We start from the raw sequence: 18,195 nt of genomic DNA on the forward strand, positions 1-18,195 counted from the left end.
CGGCCGATATCGGCGACGGCCAGAACAGCGCGCCGTCCTCGTCACGCAGCCAGTTTGCGGCAGGCGTGGGTATCATTCACCGGTTCTAATTGCCAGGTGGCGTGGCGGCGTCTGTCGACGCTGCCGCGGCAATCCGCCTGCTGCCGGCGTTCGTTCACGAACGGGCGCACCATCATCGTCGCGCCGCCTCGGTGCGAAGACCGTCGAGCGTGAACCCAACGCGACGCCGCCAGGTGTCGGCTCCGATGTCGGCCATGATCCGCATCAGTGCGCCATTCGACACGAACACCAGAAACAGGTCCTCAAGCGTGAAGTCTGGGCGCAACGAACCATCGCGCTGCGCGTCTTCGACGAATTGCCGCGCTTGCGTCATCGTCTCGTCGCACACAGCCGCCAGCCGCGAGGCGTCGGGGTGGCGGCGTGAAACGATGTCGTTGAGCGCAGGCTCGGTGGCCTGGATTTCGCAAATCAGTTCGACATAAGAGGCGAACCGGCTCCATGGGTCGGGGCAGCCGCGTGCGCGCGCCACCGCGTCACTGAGCCGCTCTGCCGCGACGTCCGCCATGACCACATCGGTGAGTGCTTCGCGCGTGCCGAACCGGTTGTACAGGGTGCCGATGCTGACACCCGCACGTTGCGCGATCTCTTCCAGTGGCACGTCGAGGCCACGCTCCTGGAATGCATCCAGTGCGGCAGTCTTGATCTTTTCCGTATTGAGCTGTGCGTCGCGTCGTAGCCGCGGCGTATCAGGTTTCCCGGCGCCAGGATGGTTCATGGCGTTAAGGTTTTATTCATAACTTGACGGCACCCTCAACTTTAAAATAGGATGAAGTTGAATGATACCTCAACATATGAACGACTTGTGGGAACGGAGCAGGACATGCCTAAGACCATTTTCATCACCGGTGCCTCGTCAGGCATCGGCAAAGCGGTAGCGAAGCAGTTTGCCGGGCAGGGCTGGAACGTCGTGGCGACGCTGCGCGATCCGTCTGCGGAGACTGAACTCGTCAACGGAGACCGCCTGTTCGTCACGCGACTGGACGTTCAGGACGAGTCCAGTGTGACCTCGGCGGTTGATGCAGCCGTCGAGCGCTTCGGCGGGATCGATGTTCTCGTGAACAACGCCGGCTTCAGCCTGTTTGGCGTTTTCGAGGCGCTGTCGCCGCAAAAGATCCAGGAGCAGTTCGCGGTCAACGTTTTCGGCCTGATGGATGTCACGCGCGCCGTGCTGCCTGTCTTGCGGCGGCAGGGCGGTGGCACGATCGTCAACGTGAGTTCCAGCGGCGGCATGATCACCGTGCCGCTGATGTCGATGTACCACGCCACCAAATTCGCGGTCGAGGGCTTCTCCGAATCGCTGGCCTATGAACTGACGTCGCAGAACATCGCCGTCAGGCTGATCGAGCCGGGCGCAGTGCGCACGCAGTTTGGGGCGCGGATGTTCTCTGAATTTGCGCATGATCGGTCGCTGGCCTGCTACGACCGGTTCATCGACAAGACCAATGCCCTTTATGCCGCGATGCAGGGCGGCGAGACGAGCAGTGCCGAGCAGGTGGCCGATGTTGTCTTCGGCGCGGCGATCGATCAGTCGTCGCGGCTGCGCTATGTTGTCGGCGAAGATATCGCTGCGCTGGTCAAGGCCCGGCACGAAATGGGCGAAGACAACTATATCGCACTGATGCGCGCGCGGTTCCTGAGTGCGGAATCGGCCGCGCCGGCCGCGGGAGGACGGTGAGAATGTCAGCACTCGTCGATCACGGCGCTCATCACGCGTCGGCACAGGAAGCGCCAGCCATGCTGATGCCTGAGTTGAGCTTGCCGCATGGGCGCATCCGCGGCGTTGCCCGCAATGCACAGGGCGTACTCGCCTATAAGGGAATCCCTTTCGCCGCGCCACCGGTCGGTGAATTGCGCTGGCGGCCTCCGCAAGATGTCGTGGGCTGGACCGATGTCCGCGACGCCACTGCTTATGGCCCGCCGTGCTTTGGGGCACCGATGCCGGTGCCGGGCCTGAAAGCGCTGACCAGGGACCAGGGCGAGGATTGCCTGACCTTGAATGTCTGGACTGCGGCGCAGACTGCCGAGGAGCGGCGGCCGGTCATGGTGTGGATTCACGGCGGCGGCTTCGAGTTGGGCGCGTCCACCTTCTTCGGGGCTGAGGGTGCGCATCTCGCGGCGAAGGGCGTCGTGATGGTCAGCATGAACTACAGGCTTGGCGTGTTCGGATTTCTCGCTCATCCCGAACTGGATCGCGAAGGTTCGCCCTCGGGCAACTTCGGCTTGCAGGATCAGATCAAGGCGCTGCGATGGGTGCAAGATCATATTGCACTGTTCGGCGGCGACCCGGGCAATGTCACACTGTTTGGCGAATCCGCCGGGTCGCACGCTGTGGGCATGCTCATGGCCTCACCACTGGCCCGCGGCTTGTTCCATCGAGCCATCGGAGAAAGCGGCGCATTCTGGGACACCGAGCATGGGTCGATCGCGACCACGGCCGAAGCCGAAGCCCGAACCCGCGCCTTCATGACCAGGATGCGGGTCCGTTCTCTCGCGGAGTTGCGTGCGCTGGCGGGTGAAAAGCTTCACCGCGCCTCCGCCTGGAACTTTCTTACAGACCCCGCCATCACCGCATTTGCTCCTAATATCGACGGCTTTGTGCTGCAAGAATCGCCCGCACAGACGTTCGAGCGCGGCGGGCAAGCCGATGTCCCTTTGCTGGGTGGCTGGAATGCAGACGAGCACAGCTTCTTCATGAGCCGGGCGTTGCCGCATCGCACACCGGCGCAGTTCGTCGAGGCTGCCGCGGCACAGTTCGGTCCATCTCGGATGCAGGACTTTCTGGCCGTATATCCTGCCGACACGAAGCAAGCGGCCGAGCAATCGGCGCAGTATCTGATGGGTGATCTGTGCATTAGCCAACAGACTTGGGCATGGCTGGGTCTGCATCGCACGACGGCCCGCTCGGACGTGTTTGCCTACAACTTCGACTACACCTCGCCTTATTCGCCCAAGCCTAGCCACGGCGCGGAAACGGCATTCGTATTCGGTAGCCTTGACATGAGCTTTGGGCCGTCAAAGGCACCGGCCGGCGAGGCAGACAAGGAACTGTCGGCGTTGATGATGTCGTACTGGACGAACTTCGCACGGAATGGGAATCCGAACGGCCCCGGATTGCCGCCATGGCCGGTCTACGGCGGGCCGGGTTCCCTGGTCATGCGTTTCGGCAGCTCCAGCGGCGCAGCACCCGAGGACGCAACGGCACGATTCCGCTTCATCCAGTCCTTCAGGTCTTCTGGTCGACTACCAGAGGACTGGAGGCGAGTCCAGGGCCGGATGCCGGCGCTGTTGGCCAAGGTCGTGGCAAAGACGGTGCTCCTGTTCATGGGCTAGTTATACGCCCCTCTTCGCTCCTCGCCGAAAGTACTCGGGGCCCGCCCGCCGGCGGCCTGAATCGTAAGCAGTCCGGCGATCCAGCCTGACGCTCGCCGTCGCCTTATCGAATGGCCCACGGCGGATGTGGATTGAATGCGTCGAGAAGGAAATCAGTCATGACCCGCACCTTCGCCGGGGGAGCCCGATCCGGCGCGCGAACCAGGTGTATGCCGCCGAGGTCCGCGGTGCGGACTTCGAGCGTAATCTGCTCCAGTGCCCCTTGGCGGACCGCATCGGCGACGATGAACTCGGGCTCGTAAAGAACGCCGAGACCGGCAACGGCCGCGGCGACGAGTGCGTCGCCGTTATTGGCTCGCATGGTTCCCTTGACGGCCACGCGCTTGTCGCCGTCTTTGCCGAAGCGCCATTCGTCGGGCCGCGAGATGTTGGAGAAAGTGACGCTCAGGCAATTGTGATCGCCCAGTTCGGACCAGCGTTTCGGGTGCCCATGCCGCTCCCAGTAGCCCGGAGCCGCGCAGACAATCATCGCGCTCTCCGCGAGCCTGCGCGAGACGAGACGACTGTCCTTCAGGCGCCCAACCCGGATCGTCAGATCCCAGCCCTCTTCCATGAGATCGACGACGCGATCGTTCAGCCCGAGGTCGATGGTGACCCCGGGATGCTTGTTTCTGAAGGCAGGAATCAGCGGCGCGATGTAGCGAACGCCAAACGAAAGTGGCGAATTCAGCCGCAGCAGTCCGCTCGCCTCCACGCGCTGGGACGCGATCGTCGCCTCTGCTTCTTCCAGATCGGGCAGGAGGCGGGCACAGGTTTCCAGATACTGCTGTCCCGCTTCGGTGAGCGTGAGCTTGCGCGTGCTGCGGTGAAACAGACGCACGCCCAGCCGGTGCTCCACCGCATCCAGATGCTTTGTCGCCATGGCGGGCGACAGGCCGAGTTGCCGGGCGGCCGCGGAGAGGCTTCCGGCAGTAGCTGCACGGGAGAACACCTGCATTCCCGTAAGGCGGTCGAGCATTGTGATTTCTCGCTGTGGTTAAAAACTGAATCGTCAATTGAACATATTCTCGCCTCATAGGTGAAACTGTACATTGCTCTCCATATCTTGTTAGAGGCCGCGTGAGCGGCGAGGGCAGGCAGCAATGACAGCATCCACATCCCGGCGAGCAGTCGCGGTGCGAAAGGTATCGCGCCGTGAATTCTGTGTCGCCGCCACGGTCGGCGGCCTTGCCGCCGCGTTGACGAGTCCGGTTTCCGAGGCGACGCAATCTGCGCCGGCCATTCGGTCCCGATGGAATCGGGCGAAGGCGCTGGACGCCGTCATTCTCGACGCGGTGAACAGTGGGCATATCGTAGGCGCGACCGTGATTGCCGCAAAAGACGGAGAGATCGTCTACCGGCACGCGGCTGGTTTTGCCGACCGCGAAGCCCGCCGGCCAATGACGGAAAACGAGGTCTGCCGCCTCGCGTCGATGACAAAGCCGATTGTCTGCGTGGCGGCGCTGGCGCTCATCGATCGTGGCCGGCTTGGCCTGGAAGATCCCGTTACCCGATGGCTGCCCGACTTCCGCCCGAAGCTGTCCGATGGCCGCGAGCCCGTCATCACGGTGCGCCATCTGCTCACGCATACGGCGGGGCTGACTTATGGGTTCCTCGAGGCTGAGGGCGGTCCCTATCACCAGTTGGGCGTGTCCGACGGACTCGATCATTCCGGGCTGACGCTGGAAGAGAACCTTCGGCGAATTGCAGCGGCGCCGCTGCTTTTTGAGCCTGGGACTGCCTGGCACTATTCCGTCGCCATCGACGTGCTCGGCTCCGTCATCGAGCGCGTAACCGGCATGACATTGCCCGACGCGGTCCAGCGCATCGTGACGGATCCGTTGGGCATCGCCAGTATCCGCTTCGTTGCTTCAGCCGATACCGTGCTGGCGACGCCGTATGGCGATGCGTCGCCTCACCCCACCCGCATGACCGATCCTTTTTCGCTCGGCTTCGGGCAAAGCGCCATTGTGTATTCGCCCGCCCGGGCATTCGATTCGAAGGCCTTTCCATCAGGTGGCGTCGGCATGGTAGGCACGGCGGAAGATTACCTCCGCTTTGTCGAAGCGATCCGCTCAGGTGGTGCGGGCATCATCCGTCCGGAAACCGTGGCGGCGATGACGTCCAATGCGATCGGCGATCTGCCGGTCGGCGCTGCCGGCCCAGGCTTCGGCTGGGGACTCGGCGTGGCCGTGCTCAGGGATCCGGCTGCGGCGAAATCGCCAGTGAGCACGGGCGCCTGGAACTGGTCCGGCGTGTACGGCACGAACTTCTGGGCGGACCCGGCTACCGGCATTTCTGTCGTTGCGTTGACGAACACAGCAGTCGCAGGCATGACCGGGAATTTTCCAATGGCACTGCGCCGTGCAGTCTACCAGGAGGTGTAATGAAGGCTTATCAAATCCAGGCCGGTGCTGGCCTTGGCGGACTTGAACGTGTCGAACGCCCAAGCCGGGACCCCGGTGCCTACGAAATCAGGGTGCGCGTGGATGCTGCCGCGCTCAATCATCGCGACCTCAGTTTCGCGCGGGGCCAGTTCTATAACCCGCCGAGCTATCCGATCGTCCCGCTCGTCGATGGATGCGGGGACGTCATTGCCGTTGGGGAGGCGGTCACCCGTTTCAAGGTGGGCGATCGCGTCATCACGAGTTACTACCCGCGATGGATTGACGGTGCGTTGTCCCCTGCCAAGACAGCCGTGTCCTTCGGCGCCCAGTTCGACGGCACGCTCGCCGAAGAACTCGTGGCAAGTGAGGAGGCTTTCGTGCTGGCGCCACGCAGTCTTGATCCCATCATGGCCGCAACGTTGCCTTGCGCCGGCGTGACGGCATGGAATGCGCTGTTCGTCGCAGGCGCGGTCAAACCCGGTGGCAGCGTGCTGCTGCTGGGAACCGGCGGTGTCTCGCTGTGGGCACTACAGCTTGCGAGAGCTGCGGGCGTCTTCACGATCGTGACATCGTCCCAGGACGAAAAACTTGAACGTGCACGCTCGCTGGGCGCGAATGCGACCATCAACTATCGGAACAGCCCGGAATGGCAGGACGAGGTCTTGCAGCTCACGGAGGGGGCCGGGGTCGATGTCGTGGTCGAGGTCGGTGGCGAGGGCACGTTGGCGCGCTCGCTGAAGGCCGCGGGATCCGGTGGGACGATCGTCGTGATCGGCCGGGTCAGCGGCGGCGGGGGTGTTTCGATCGAGCCCGGCGCACTGATCGGTGGAGCAAAGCGTCTCGCCGGCATTACCGCGGGTAGCCGCGCGATGCTCGAACAGCTCATCCGTTTCGTCGACGTCAACCAGATCAATCCTGCCGTCGACAAAGTCTTCCCGTTCGATGCGGCTCCGTCCGCCTATGAGTATCTCGCGGGCGGGCGGCATTTCGGCAAAGTGGTGGTCGACGTACGCGCATAACGCGACGCTCGCCTTCTGTTCCGGTAACAGGGGGCTTTCCACAGGCAGTCTGGCTGTGATCGCCAGTTAAGCCATCAGCAAAGGAATCGTGTATGAGATTGATGTCAATGTTGTTGGCGACGGGGTTGGCGATTGTGGTTAGCCCGGCATTCGCCGCGGACCCCGTTCGCATCGGCGTCACAACCATCCTGAGCGGCCCGAATGCCGATCGCGGACAGAGCGAGCAATACGGCGTCGAGTTAGCATTACAGCGCATCAACGCATCCGGCGGCGTGCTCGGCAGACCTGTCGAGGCGTTCTATGCCGACAACGCTGCCGATCCGGCAACAGGGATTGCGGCGGCGAAGCGACTCATCGGACAGCAGCACGTTTCCGTGTTGCTGGGCGCGCTGGCAACGCCGGTCACGCGTGCCGTGATGCCGGTCGCGAATGACGCGAAGGTGCCGTTTGTGATCGACATTTCGGCTGGCCAGGAATTCGTCGATGCCGCCGGTTCCGGGGGCTACGACTACGTTTTCAAAACCAGTCCGTCCGATGGCGACGTGGCGAGCGCGATGATGCAGTGGCTGAAGGCCCGGAACGTCAAGCGTATCGTCATCCTGGCGGACGACAACGACTTCAACCGCGCCAACGCGGTGGCGATGGAAAAGGCCGCGACGGCCGCTCACATCGAGACGTTGGCCAGCGAGACCGTTGCAAAGGGAACCACGGACCTTGTTCCGTCAATCGAGCGATTGAAGGCGCTGCGACCCGATCGCATCGTTACGCTTCTTGGCGCGTCCAGTGCGGCGTTTTTCCGTGCTTATGAGCAAACCGGCGGCGGCACCCCGATAGCGGGCCGCATTGATTTCACGGCGGCGATTGCGAATTTGTCTCCCCAGTTCGTGGCGGCTGGCGCGCTTGATCGGTCCGCGGGGATTTCGGTATTTACACCCTCGGCGCCCGACTCTGGCGTGCAGGAGTTCGTGGCCTCTTACCGGGAGAAATACGGGCTTGCTCCGACCCAGCGGTCGGTCCTCGCGTTCGAGGCGACGGAGCTGGTCGTGGACGCGATCCGTCGCGCGAATTCGGACGATCCTGTTGCGATACGGCAGGCGTTGCGATCGACCCAAATGCCTTCCATGCTGGGTGGCACCTTTGCGATAGACGAACACAATCATGCGCACGTCATGATGCAGATCGTTGGCGTGCGGGGCGGCAAGCTTGCGGTTCTCGAGCAGGTCGGGAAGTAGGCTGTCCGAACCGAGTGTGCGGACGCCGTTCGAGCTTGCACGCCACGCGCATGCGTACCATGCAGACGGCCCGATGTTTACCGGGTCGCCAGCTCCGACTGTTGCGGAGAAAGCGGGTTGCGAGTGGCGTCTTCCAGGCTGACAATCGATTGAGCAATGGCTTCCGTCGTTGCGAGCGTGGTGATTGCCCCTGCGCGCAACGCGCCCAGGACGGCAGTCGTCTTGGTGTTTTCGCTGGCGACCGCAATAACGTTCGGAATGCGTTTCAGGTCTTCCATGCTAAGACCGATGACCCGGTCGCGCACGGGAGTGACAACGGGGCGGCCGCCAATATCGATGAAGTGGTAGCCCATCAGGTCTCCAACTGCCCCGCACTTGCGGAGTTCGGCGATCTCGTCCGGCGAAAACCAGCCGTTGCGAACCATGATGCTGTCTTCGTTGATGTCGCCGACCCCAACCAGCGCGATGTGGGCTCTACGTGCCTTGTCAAGCGTGGGTTTGACCGCATCGTTGTGAAGCAGGCCCTCGCGGACGGCAGGGTCGCCCACGAGAGCCGGCGCGTAAAGTGTTTCGCTGCCACCCCCAAAACGGGCGGCAAGCCGACGGCTGATGTGGTCGGCATTCATGATCTCGCCGCCCCGGTAGAAGCCGCCGATGGCGCAGACGAAGGTCGGAGAGCGTTGCGTCGACGAGATCGCATGCTCCGAGATCGCGTTGATATTACGGCCGATACCCACGGCAACGATCATGTCGTTGGTGAGAATGCGATCCAGATGGCTGGCGACCAGACCGGCAAGCAGTTCGCGCTGCTTGTCCTGGTCTTTGTGATTGACGGACACGATCGCTTTTTCGATCCCAAACCGCTCGATCAACTCACGCTCGAGGTCTCGTGTATCACGTGGATGGTGCCTGACGCGAATTTCAACGATGCCTTCTTCCTGCGCACGCTTCAGAAGACGGCCTATCTTGGCTCGGGAAAGCGAAAACTGCTTTGACAGATCTTCCTGCGTGAGTCCGTCGACGTAGTAAAGCGTTGCCAGACGAGTCAGTTCGTCGGTGGTCATATGATTTGTCTCTTTCCCATTCGGCTGGATATTACGTGGCTTGCCGCGGAGCCGGTGGGTAATCGAGTTATGACCGGGGCAGCCAGTTCAAGCAGGCTTGTTGTTGCGCGGTAGCTGGTGGTCATCCTCGTATTCCTTGATGCGGTTCACCTTCGGGACGGAGCGTCCGCCATCGAAGCTCGCACCAAGCCATGTATCAACAATCGCTTTCGCGAGTTCGGGACCGACGACGCGAGCGCCAATTGTAATGATTTGCGCGTCGTTGCTCTTGCTCGCCCGTTCCGCCGAGTAGGTGTCGTGACATTGCGCAGCGCGAATGCCATGCACCTTGTTGGCGGCGATCGCCATGCCGATGCCAGTTCCGCACAGCAGCACGGCCCGATCGAATTCGCCTTGCGCAACCTTCTCCGCTACGGCGAACGCGATGTTTGGGTAGTGGACAGGTTCCGCCTCGTAGGTTCCGAAGTCAGTGACGTCCAGCCCCTTGCCAGTCAAATGTTGCTTGATCAGTTCCTTCAGGTCAAATGCGGCTTCATCGCACCCGATTGCCAGCTTCATATTTCACTCCAGTTGTCCGAAATTGCTCAGCGCACGATTGATCAAATGTCCACTGATGATCAAATTCTCAATCGTGTGCGTGTGAATGTCAAGACCGTAGGTACGCGTTTTCTGTTAAGGCTCCAAGGCGCTATTGACCGTAATCACTGCGCTGCAGCAGATTTTGAGGCGAGATGACATTAGGGGTAAACCACGTGATCCGAGTAATTGACAGGTGCCTGGAGCGAACCTACGATGTCATCCAGATGCTCAAATGTTCAACAACGAGCAAATGTTAGGAGACAAAGTGAACGACCTTCTTGTGGATGCCAGCGGAGTACAAAAGGCATTCAATGGTGTCAGGGCGTTGGAGGACGGCCGGTTGAAGCTGCGGCGCGGAAGTGTCCATGCGCTATGCGGCGGGAACGGTGCCGGAAAGTCGACCTTCCTTGGCATCGTCATGGGTATCACCCAGCGCGATGCCGGAGAAATCCTGTTCAAGGGACAAAGCGTCAATTTCCAGACGCCGGCCGAAGCACTCGACAATCGCATCGCGATCATTACGCAGGAGCTTTCGCCGATTCCCGGCATGACCGTTGCCGAGAACCTGTATCTCGGCCGCGAACCCCGCAGGGCCGGTGTGCTGGTCAGATTCGGGGCGCTCGTGAGACAGGCGCAGGAACTCCTGGACCGCCTTGCTTTCCCGGTCGATGCCCGCGCACGCATGTCATCGCTGAGTCTCGCGCAGATCCAGCTAGTTGAGATCGCCAAGGCATTCAGCCGCGACTGCGACGTGATGATCATGGACGAGCCGACTTCGGCGATCGGCGAGCGCGAAACCGAAGTGCTGTTCAACGCGATCCGTAACCTGACGGCGCAGGGGACCGGGATCATCTATGTCAGCCACCGGCTCTCGGAAATATTCCAGATCGCGGACGACTACACGGTTTTTCGCGACGGACGGTATGTGGACAGCGGGCGTATCGCCGACATCGACCGCTCCTATCTGGTGAGCACGATCGTCGGGCGCAAGCTGCATTCCGCCGAGAAGGTTCGCAGGGCCGTGGGCGAGCCCGTACTGGAGTCGACGGGTCTTTCCCGGGAGTCGGAATTCAACGATATCTCGCTCACGGTTCACGAGGGAGAAATCCTTGGCATCTACGGGCTCATGGGCGCGGGCCGCAGTGAATACCTCAACTGCATGTACGGGCTGACCCGTCCCGATAGCGGTCAAGTCAGGCTCAAGGGCCGCGCATTGCCGGTTGGCCGCCCCGCCAAGGCCATCCAGGCCGGCCTGTCGCTTGTGACGGAGGATCGCAAGGAGACGGGACTCGTGCTGTCGGCGTCAGTGCGCGACAACATCTCGTTCTCCGCCTACAACCGCCTGTCGCGCCTGTCGCTGATCAACCGCCGGAAAGTGAAGGCCCTCGTCGACACGATGGTCGATCGCATGCGGATCAAGACCAGCTCGGTGTCGCTTCCGGTCTCGTCGATGAGCGGGGGGAACCAGCAGAAGGTCGTGCTCGCGCGTTGTCTTTCAACCGAGCCCACGTGCCTGCTGTGCGACGAACCGACCCGTGGCATCGATGAAGGCGCCAAGCGCGAGGTCTACAAGCTGCTCGACGACTTCGTGTCGAAAGGCGGCGCCGCCATGGTGGTGTCTTCCGAGGCACAGGAGATTCTGGATGTCAGCGACCGCATCGCCATTTTCAAGTCGGGGCAGTTGGTCACCGTGATCGACGGCCATACCACCACTCAGGAAGATCTTTTGCACCTCGCATCATGAATACTCATACCACTTCCCTGAAAGTCCCGGCGAGCCAAAGCCGTTCCGCCCATATGCGCGATATCTACCGGCGCTACGGCATCGTCGCCGTGCTCGTCGTCCTGTGCATCGTGTTGTCTTTTGCCAATCAGTACTTTCTGACGCTGGGCAACATCGCGGACATCCTGCGACAAACGTCGATCAACGGCATTCTGGCCGTCGGGATGACGTATGTCGTGCTCACGGCGGGCATTGACCTGTCGGTCGGGTCCACGCTCGCTCTCGCCGGCATCATCAGCGCCAGTCTCGTGACGGGTCCGCATCCGCACGGCGCGGCAATTGGACTGGCGGCGGGGCTTGCCGTAGGCGCTGCCATCGGTGCGATCAACGGTTTGCTCGTTGCCCGGCTCTCCATTCCTCCTTTTGTTGCGACGCTCGGCATGCTGAGCGCGGCGCGAGGGCTGACCTATATCTACAACGATGGCATGCCGGTGACCGATCTGCCGGACGGATACCTGACCATCGGCACGGGCGCGATTGCCGGGATACCGGTGCCGATCATCGTTTTCGCTCTCGTCGTCATGCTGTTCTGGTTTGTCCTGCGCTATACGACCTACGGCCGCTACGTTTATGCAGTGGGCGGCAACGCAAAGAGCGCGAAAACAAGCGGTATTTCGACGGGGAAGATCCTCTTTTCCGTCTACGTGATCGGCGGACTGCTGGCGGGTCTTGCCGGGATCATCCTCGCCGCGCGCACGACATCGGCATTGCCGCAGGCCGGCGTGTCCTATGAACTCGATGCGATCGCGGCCGTCGTGATCGGCGGCACGAGTCTTTCGGGCGGCACGGGCTCGCTCGGCGGCACGGTGGTCGGCGCGCTGCTGATCGGCGTCATCAACAACGGACTGAATTTGCTGGGCGTGTCGTCGTATTACCAGCAAGTTGTAAAGGGCGTCATTATCGTCGGTGCCGTCCTGCTCGATGCTTCGCGCAAGAAGCAATAACGTCAACCTCAAAAGAAACAATCCGGAACTATTCAGGAGACTTCGATGATTTCGTGGAAAAAAACCTTGCTGGCCTGCGCAGTGATGGGCCTCACCTGTACTGTCGCGCAGGCGGCCAAACCCATCCGTATTGGCGCAGCGGTGTATGGTCTCAAGGGTGAGTTCATGCAGATGTGGACCAACGCACTTAAGGCTCAGCCCGCAGTCAAGGACGGTACGGTGCAGCTCACGGTATTCGACGGCAACTATGACGCGCTCACCCAGAGCAATCAGTTCGACACGATGATCACGCAGAAATACGACGCGATCATTTTCGTGCCGATCGACAAGGCAGCGGGTGCTGCCGCCGTGGCCAAAGCCGCCGCGGCGCACATTCCGGTCATTGGATCGAATACCCTGGTGTCCGGCGACAAACTCACGTCCTATGTTGGTAGTAACGACGTGATTGCAGGACAAATGGAAGCCGGGGCGATCGTCAAGGCGATCGGCGGCAAGGGCAATGTGGTCATCCTCGAGGGGCCGATCGGCCAGTCCGCGCAGATCGATCGTTCGAAGGGTATTCAGGACGTGCTGTCGAAAAATCCGGACGTGAAGGTGCTCGAGCATAAGACGGCGAACTGGTCGCGTGCCGAGTCGCTGGCGCTGGTCGAGAATTGGCTGACCGCGCATCCGGGGCAGATCAGCGGCATCATTGCGGAGAACGATGACATGGCGCTCGGCGCAATCCAGGCGCTGAAATCGAAGGGTATCGATCCGAAGAAAGTTCCGGTTGCCGGTATTGACGGAATTGTCGACGGCATCGCCGCAGTCAAGCGCGGCGAAATGACGACCTTCTTCCAGGACTCGCAGGCGCAGGCGCAAGGCGCACTGGACGTTGCGCTGCGTACGGTCATCGGTTCGTCTTACAAACCGCGCTCGGACGTCTGGGCGGGATACGGCGCGAAGATGCCTTGGGACGACGGCACGGCGAAGTCCTACGCGGTGCCTTGGACGCAGGTCACGCCGGCCAACGCCCAGGACATTCTCAACAAGATTCCCAAGAGTAATTAATCAAGGAGTGGAGCGATGTCGGTCAATTCAACGACCCCTTTTGATATCACGGACCGCGTCGCGGTCGTGACCGGCGCGGCAAGCGGTATCGGGTTTGCCGTTGCCGAGTGCCTTGCTGCCGCGGGTGCGCGCGTTGCGCTGCTCGATATCAACCCGGCCGTCGAGGCCGTGGCCCGGACGCTTCCTGGCGGCCCGGAGCGGCACGTGGGTATCGCGGCGGATATCACGGTCGCCGGGATATCGGATGCCCTGGTGCGGCGCGTGACCGAGACGTTAGGTCCTGTCGACATCCTGGTCAACAATGCCGGCGTCGCTCTGCTTGAGAACGCGGAAGCACTGTCCGAGGAAGCCTGGGACAGGACGATGACAATCAACCTCAAAGCCCCGTTTCTCCTGGCGCAAGCCGTCGGCAAGCAGATGCTGGGCCGTGGTGGTCCCGGCCGGATTGTGAATCTGGCTTCTCAGGCGAGTGTCGTCGCACTGGAGCGCCATGTGGCGTACTGCGCGAGTAAGGCGGCAATTGTCGGCATGACCAAGGTGCTCGCGCTCGAATGGGCAAAGCACGGCATTACGGTCAACGCCGTTTCGCCCACGGTCGTCGACACCGAACTGGGCAGGAAAGCCTGGGCGGGTGCGGTGGGCGAAGCGATGAAGGCTAAAATTCCCGCAGGGCGATTCGCACGCCCCGACGAAATCGCCGCGTTGATTCTGTATCTGGTCAGCGATGCCGCCGCGATGGTCAACGGCGAGAATATCGTGATTGATGGCGGCTACACCGCCCAGTAACAATACTCAAGATGTAAAGGAACGGTATGAATCGCGTCATTAACAATCCTGATCTCGTTGTCGAGGACATGCTTCGCGGCATCCTCGCGGCACACCCGGAGCTGCGCGCCGCACCGGAGAATCCTCGCGTTGTCTCGCATGCCCATGCTCGCCAGAAGGACCGTGTGGGTATTGTGACCGGCGGGGGATCAGGACACGAACCGGCTTTTATCGGCTATGTCGGGCGCAACCTGGTGGACGCCGTGGCCATCGGCGAAATCTTTTCGTCGCCGACTGCGAAATCATTCTTTGAAGCTTTCAAGGCGGCCGATAGCGGCGCGGGCGTAGCGTGCCTTTACGGCAACTACGCAGGCGACAATATGAACGTGAAGATGGCAATCAAGCTGGCCGAGCGCGAAGGTATTCGCGTGCGCACGGTCGTCGCAAACGACGATGCCGCGTCGGCGCCGAAAGACGAGATCGAAAAACGGCGCGGCGTTGCTGGTGAAATCGTGATGTGGAAGGTGGGGGGTGCACGGGCCGCTCAGGGCGCCACGCTCGATGAAGTGATCGCCAGTGCGCGCAAAGCGGTGGACTCGACGCGCTCGATCGGCGTCGGCCTGTCCGCCTGTACGATCCCCGCGGTCGGCAAGGCGAACTTCGTCATTAAAGATGGCGAAATGGAAGTCGGCATCGGCCATCATGGCGAACCCGGAATCCTGGTCCAGCCCACCGTTCCCGCGAGAGACATGGCGAGGCTGATGCTCGACAAGCTGTTACCGGATTTGCCTTTTGCCAGAGGCGACAGGGTGTCGGTGCTGTTGTCCGGTCTCGGCGCGACGCCGGTGATGGAGCAATACATCCTGTACGGAGAGGTTGCCGAGTATCTGCGTGAAGCGGGAATCGACATCCAGTTCTCGTTCGTCGGCAACCTGTTTACGTCCCTGGAAATGATGGGGGTTACGCTGACGTTGACGAAACTCGACGACGAACTGAGCGCGTGCCTCGCGCATCCATGTCAAAGCATCGGACTCAATGTGGGAGACGCACGATGACTGAAATCGTTAAATTGGCCGACGCCGGCGGTGTGGTCGTCGATCTGGTTCGAACCATCAATGCGAATCGCCAGTATCTGAGCGAAGTCGACGGCGCGATTGGTGATGGCGACCATGGCATCAACATGAGCAAGGGCTTTAGCCAGTGTGGGGAGCATCTTGCGGCACGCGGATCGGCACCGTCGCTCCAGGTGGCTCTCGCTGATCTGTCCTCGGCACTCATGGACGGCATCGGCGGTTCAATGGGACCGCTCTACGGGACGTTCTTTCTCAGCATGAGCGACACGTTCGCGGACCACGCCGAACTCGACAAATCCCTTTTCTATCAGGCACTCGTTGCCGGTATCGATTCTGTCCAGGAGATCGGCGATGCGAAGGTCGGCGACAAGACGCTGATCGACACGCTTGCTCCCGCGCGGATGGCGTATGGGGTGGCGTTGGAAGAGGGCAAGAGCTTCCGGGAGTGTATCGATGCGATGGTGGTTGCCGCGGAAGCCGGGATGAATTCGACCCGCGAGCTGCGCGCCCGTATCGGCCGGGCAGCCCGTTTAGGCGACCGTTCGATTGGTGTGCTGGACGCCGGCGCATGTTCCTGCTTTCTGATTCTGCGCAGCATGGGTGAATCGATCACGCATCTGCTGGATAGTACGGCGGTGCCTGCCGCCTGAGGTCGTAACAGTACCCGAAGACTGGATGCCGGAGCCTCGTCGAGAAAAACGCGCGGGGCTTCAATATATTAATTTAGGTATACGAAACAGTGGTGATTCATGGATCATGCTAATCCGACCCGGACAGAACTTGCCAACGCAGTTCGGTTTCTAGCCATCGACGCCGTCCAGGCTGCCAATTCTGGACACCCCGGTATGCCGATGGGAATGGCGGATATCGCCGAAGTACTGTGGCGCAAGTACCTGAAGCATGATCCGGCAAGTCCGGATTGGGTCAACCGGGATCGCTTCGTGCTGTCAAACGGTCACGGGTCGATGCTGCTCTATGCCGCGTTGCATCTGAGCGGCTACGGTCTGTCGATAGACGATCTGAAGGGTTTCCGGAAGTGGCAGTCGATTACGCCCGGGCACCCGGAACGTGGTCTGACGCCAGGGGTCGAGACGACTACCGGCCCGTTAGGACAGGGTCTTGCCAATGCCGTCGGCATGGCGTTGGCTGAACGGCTGTTGGCCGCTGAATTCAACGAACCGGGTTTCGACATTGTCGATCACCACACCTATGTGTTTCTCGGCGACGGCTGCCTCATGGAAGGCGTCTCGCATGAAGCGTGCTCGCTCGCCGGCACCTGGCAGCTCGGCAAACTGATTGCGTTCTATGACGACAACGGCATTTCGATAGATGGCCATGTCGAGGGCTGGTTCACCGACCAGACCCCGATGCGCTTCCGTGCGTACGGCTGGCATGTCGTCGAGGGTGTCGACGGACATGATCCGCTGTCGATCGAGCGGGCGATCGAGGCAGGGCGAGCGGAACGTGACCGGCCGACCTTGATCTGCTGCAAGACGGTGATCGGACATGGCTCGCCGAATCGGGCCGGCACGCACGACGTGCATGGCGCTCCACTTGGCACCGCTGAAATCGCGGCCACGCGGGAGCATCTGGGCTGGCATCACGCGCCGTTCGATATTCCCGGGCCGGTTCGCGACGCATGGGATGCGCGAGCGGTAGGCCGTGAGAGCAACATGGCCTGGCGCACGTTGTTCGAAGCCTATCGCACCCGCTTTCCGGAAAAGGCCGGCGACTTCGAGTCCCGCATGCACGGCAGCCGCCGCGAACGATCCGCCGAGGCGATCGAAAGCCTGCTGGAGGGCGGTGACTGGTTCGAGCAGAAGATGGCGACTCGCAAGGCGTCGCAGAAATGCCTGGAGTTGCTGGTTGGTCGATTGCCTGAACTTCTGGGCGGATCGGCGGACCTGGCGCCGTCGAATCTCACCATGGTGTCGGCTTCGCGCGCACTCATGCCCGACAGCGCGAACGGGCCTGGAAACTATATCCACTACGGCGTTCGCGAGTTCGGCATGGTCGCGATCATGAATGGCGCTGCGCTCCATGGTGGTTTCCTTCCGTATGGCGGGACCTTCCTGGTGTTTTCCGACTACGCGAAGAATGCGCTTCGTATGGCGGCGTTGATGCATCTGCAATGTATTTACGTTTTCACCCACGATTCGATTGGTCTCGGCGAGGACGGGCCTACCCATCAGCCGATCGAGCACGCGGCAATGCTGCGCCAGATTCCGGGGATGAACGTGTGGCGTCCGGCAGACGCGGTCGAAACGGCATATGCGTGGGCGGCAGCATTGGAAACAACCGATGCGCCGACTGCGCTGCTGCTTTCGCGCCAGAATCTGCCGCCGCTTTCCCGTACCGCGCAGGCGAAGGCGCAGATCCGGCAAGGCGGTTACGTGCTCTCGGAGGCCGTTGGCGGAACAGCGGACATCATTCTGATTGCGACGGGTTCCGAGGTGGAACTCGCGCTCAAAGCGCAGACGGCGCTCGCCGATCAAGGGATTGCCGCAAGGGTCGTGTCGATGCCGTCAACCACGATCTTCGATAGCCAACCGCTTGCGTACCAGCTTTCCGTTTTGCCGCCCAAGATCCGGCGCGTGGCCATTGAAGCGGCGGCCGGCGATTTCTGGCGGAAGTACGTCGGGTTGAGCGGCGCTGTGATCGGGTTGTCGCACTTTGGCGAGTCGGCTCCGGCTGAGACGTTGTACGAAGAGTTCGGTATTACGGTGGACGCGATCGTCGACGCCGTGAACAGCACGCTCGAAGTGGAACAAGGGGTGGTTGACTAGTTGCGTCGCCTCGTCGTGCCCAAAAGTGCCGGAATCGCCGACACCGGCGCGATGTCGTGATCATCCTCGATATCAATTTAACGA

Annotated in this window: 16 protein-coding genes; 12 read left to right on the forward strand and 4 right to left on the reverse strand. The window is 61.5% G+C overall.

What is annotated here, in order from left to right:
* Window positions 1-172: 172 nt before the first annotated feature.
* Window positions 173-775, reverse strand: a complete 603-nt coding sequence (locus M0D64_RS22940) for a TetR/AcrR family transcriptional regulator (protein ID WP_266259369.1) — start codon at window positions 773-775, stop codon at window positions 173-175.
* 105 nt (window positions 776-880) lie between these two features.
* Between M0D64_RS22940 and M0D64_RS22945 the strand changes: the two genes are divergently transcribed.
* Window positions 881-1,735 (forward strand): SDR family oxidoreductase, encoded by an 855-nt coding sequence (locus M0D64_RS22945; RefSeq protein ID WP_266259371.1) that lies wholly within the window; start codon window positions 881-883, stop codon window positions 1,733-1,735.
* Window positions 1,736-1,737: 2 nt separating this feature from the next.
* The gene (locus M0D64_RS22950) at window positions 1,738-3,390 is read left to right on the forward strand and encodes a carboxylesterase/lipase family protein (RefSeq protein ID WP_266259372.1); all 1,653 of its coding nucleotides are present in this window, start codon (window positions 1,738-1,740) and stop codon (window positions 3,388-3,390) included.
* 103 nt (window positions 3,391-3,493) lie between these two features.
* On the opposite strand, the gene M0D64_RS22955 is transcribed toward M0D64_RS22950, so the two are convergent.
* Window positions 3,494-4,408, reverse strand: coding sequence for a LysR family transcriptional regulator (locus tag M0D64_RS22955; protein WP_266259373.1), 915 nt, complete (start codon window positions 4,406-4,408; stop codon window positions 3,494-3,496).
* A 157-nt stretch (window positions 4,409-4,565) separates the two neighbouring features.
* Between M0D64_RS22955 and M0D64_RS22960 the strand changes: the two genes are divergently transcribed.
* The 3 genes from M0D64_RS22960 (at window position 4,566) to M0D64_RS22970 (ending at window position 8,067) form a co-directional block, all read left to right on the forward strand.
* On the forward strand, window positions 4,566-5,816 hold the full coding sequence (locus tag M0D64_RS22960) for a serine hydrolase (protein WP_266259374.1): 1,251 nt from the start codon (window positions 4,566-4,568) through the stop codon (window positions 5,814-5,816).
* Window positions 5,816-6,835, forward strand: coding sequence for an NAD(P)-dependent alcohol dehydrogenase (locus tag M0D64_RS22965; protein WP_266259376.1), 1,020 nt, complete (start codon window positions 5,816-5,818; stop codon window positions 6,833-6,835). The genes M0D64_RS22960 and M0D64_RS22965 overlap by 1 nt, the downstream gene beginning before the upstream one ends.
* A 92-nt stretch (window positions 6,836-6,927) precedes the next feature.
* The gene (locus M0D64_RS22970) at window positions 6,928-8,067 is read left to right on the forward strand and encodes an ABC transporter substrate-binding protein (protein WP_266259377.1); all 1,140 of its coding nucleotides are present in this window, start codon (window positions 6,928-6,930) and stop codon (window positions 8,065-8,067) included.
* Between the two features lie 77 nt (window positions 8,068-8,144).
* On the opposite strand, the gene M0D64_RS22975 is transcribed toward M0D64_RS22970, so the two are convergent.
* Complete coding sequence (locus tag M0D64_RS22975; protein WP_054042380.1) at window positions 8,145-9,131, reverse strand: sugar-binding transcriptional regulator; 987 nt, start codon at window positions 9,129-9,131, stop codon at window positions 8,145-8,147.
* Between the two features lie 87 nt (window positions 9,132-9,218).
* A complete protein-coding gene (rpiB, locus tag M0D64_RS22980) occupies window positions 9,219-9,689 on the reverse strand; it encodes a ribose 5-phosphate isomerase B (RefSeq protein WP_054042378.1) in 471 nt (156 codons plus the stop codon).
* A 253-nt stretch (window positions 9,690-9,942) separates the two neighbouring features.
* Between rpiB and M0D64_RS22985 the strand changes: the two genes are divergently transcribed.
* The 7 genes from M0D64_RS22985 to tkt all read left to right on the forward strand — a co-directional run bounded on the left by M0D64_RS22985 (window position 9,943) and on the right by tkt (window position 18,111).
* Window positions 9,943-11,454, forward strand: a complete 1,512-nt coding sequence (locus tag M0D64_RS22985) for a sugar ABC transporter ATP-binding protein (protein WP_266259378.1) — start codon at window positions 9,943-9,945, stop codon at window positions 11,452-11,454.
* Window positions 11,451-12,437, forward strand: a complete 987-nt coding sequence (locus tag M0D64_RS22990) for an ABC transporter permease (protein WP_266259379.1) — start codon at window positions 11,451-11,453, stop codon at window positions 12,435-12,437. The genes M0D64_RS22985 and M0D64_RS22990 overlap by 4 nt, the downstream gene beginning before the upstream one ends.
* Window positions 12,438-12,482: 45 nt before the next feature.
* Window positions 12,483-13,487: a substrate-binding domain-containing protein gene (locus M0D64_RS22995; protein ID WP_266259380.1), complete on the forward strand. Its 1,005-nt coding sequence runs from the start codon at window positions 12,483-12,485 to the stop codon at window positions 13,485-13,487.
* Between the two features lie 15 nt (window positions 13,488-13,502).
* Entirely contained in the window at window positions 13,503-14,273 is a 771-nt protein-coding gene (locus tag M0D64_RS23000) for a GolD/DthD family dehydrogenase (RefSeq protein ID WP_266259381.1), read from the forward strand.
* A gap of 26 nt (window positions 14,274-14,299) precedes the next feature.
* Window positions 14,300-15,307 carry a dihydroxyacetone kinase subunit DhaK gene (locus M0D64_RS23005; RefSeq protein WP_266241597.1) on the forward strand — a complete coding sequence of 336 codons (1,008 nt, stop codon included), beginning with the start codon at window positions 14,300-14,302 and terminating at the stop codon, window positions 15,305-15,307.
* Window positions 15,304-15,975 carry a dihydroxyacetone kinase subunit DhaL gene (gene dhaL, locus M0D64_RS23010; RefSeq protein WP_266241598.1) on the forward strand — a complete coding sequence of 224 codons (672 nt, stop codon included), beginning with the start codon at window positions 15,304-15,306 and terminating at the stop codon, window positions 15,973-15,975. The genes M0D64_RS23005 and dhaL overlap by 4 nt, the downstream gene beginning before the upstream one ends.
* A 99-nt stretch (window positions 15,976-16,074) precedes the next feature.
* Window positions 16,075-18,111: a transketolase gene (tkt, locus tag M0D64_RS23015; RefSeq protein ID WP_266259382.1), complete on the forward strand. Its 2,037-nt coding sequence runs from the start codon at window positions 16,075-16,077 to the stop codon at window positions 18,109-18,111.
* Window positions 18,112-18,195 lie beyond the last annotated feature (84 nt).

The organism is Paraburkholderia sp. WS6, assembly GCF_030464835.1.
In the GTDB taxonomy this organism is placed as follows: Bacteria; Pseudomonadota; Gammaproteobacteria; order Burkholderiales; family Burkholderiaceae; genus Paraburkholderia; species Paraburkholderia madseniana.

Coding starts and splice junctions, on each gene's coding strand:
- M0D64_RS23000 (WP_266259381.1), top strand. CDS start 13,503: ATGTCGGTCAATTCAACGACCCCTTTTGATATCACGGACCGCGTCGCG.
- M0D64_RS22965 (WP_266259376.1), top strand. CDS start 5,816: ATGAAGGCTTATCAAATCCAGGCCGGTGCTGGCCTTGGCGGACTTGAA.
- M0D64_RS22985 (WP_266259378.1), top strand. CDS start 9,943: ATGTTCAACAACGAGCAAATGTTAGGAGACAAAGTGAACGACCTTCTT.
- M0D64_RS22975 (WP_054042380.1), bottom strand. CDS start 9,131: ATGACCACCGACGAACTGACTCGTCTGGCAACGCTTTACTACGTCGAC.
- M0D64_RS22990 (WP_266259379.1), top strand. CDS start 11,451: ATGAATACTCATACCACTTCCCTGAAAGTCCCGGCGAGCCAAAGCCGT.
- M0D64_RS22955 (WP_266259373.1), bottom strand. CDS start 4,408: ATGCTCGACCGCCTTACGGGAATGCAGGTGTTCTCCCGTGCAGCTACT.
- M0D64_RS22945 (WP_266259371.1), top strand. CDS start 881: ATGCCTAAGACCATTTTCATCACCGGTGCCTCGTCAGGCATCGGCAAA.
- rpiB (WP_054042378.1), bottom strand. CDS start 9,689: ATGAAGCTGGCAATCGGGTGCGATGAAGCCGCATTTGACCTGAAGGAA.
- M0D64_RS22940 (WP_266259369.1), bottom strand. CDS start 775: ATGAACCATCCTGGCGCCGGGAAACCTGATACGCCGCGGCTACGACGC.
- dhaL (WP_266241598.1), top strand. CDS start 15,304: ATGACTGAAATCGTTAAATTGGCCGACGCCGGCGGTGTGGTCGTCGAT.
- M0D64_RS22970 (WP_266259377.1), top strand. CDS start 6,928: ATGAGATTGATGTCAATGTTGTTGGCGACGGGGTTGGCGATTGTGGTT.
- M0D64_RS22995 (WP_266259380.1), top strand. CDS start 12,483: ATGATTTCGTGGAAAAAAACCTTGCTGGCCTGCGCAGTGATGGGCCTC.
- tkt (WP_266259382.1), top strand. CDS start 16,075: ATGGATCATGCTAATCCGACCCGGACAGAACTTGCCAACGCAGTTCGG.
- M0D64_RS22950 (WP_266259372.1), top strand. CDS start 1,738: ATGTCAGCACTCGTCGATCACGGCGCTCATCACGCGTCGGCACAGGAA.
- M0D64_RS23005 (WP_266241597.1), top strand. CDS start 14,300: ATGAATCGCGTCATTAACAATCCTGATCTCGTTGTCGAGGACATGCTT.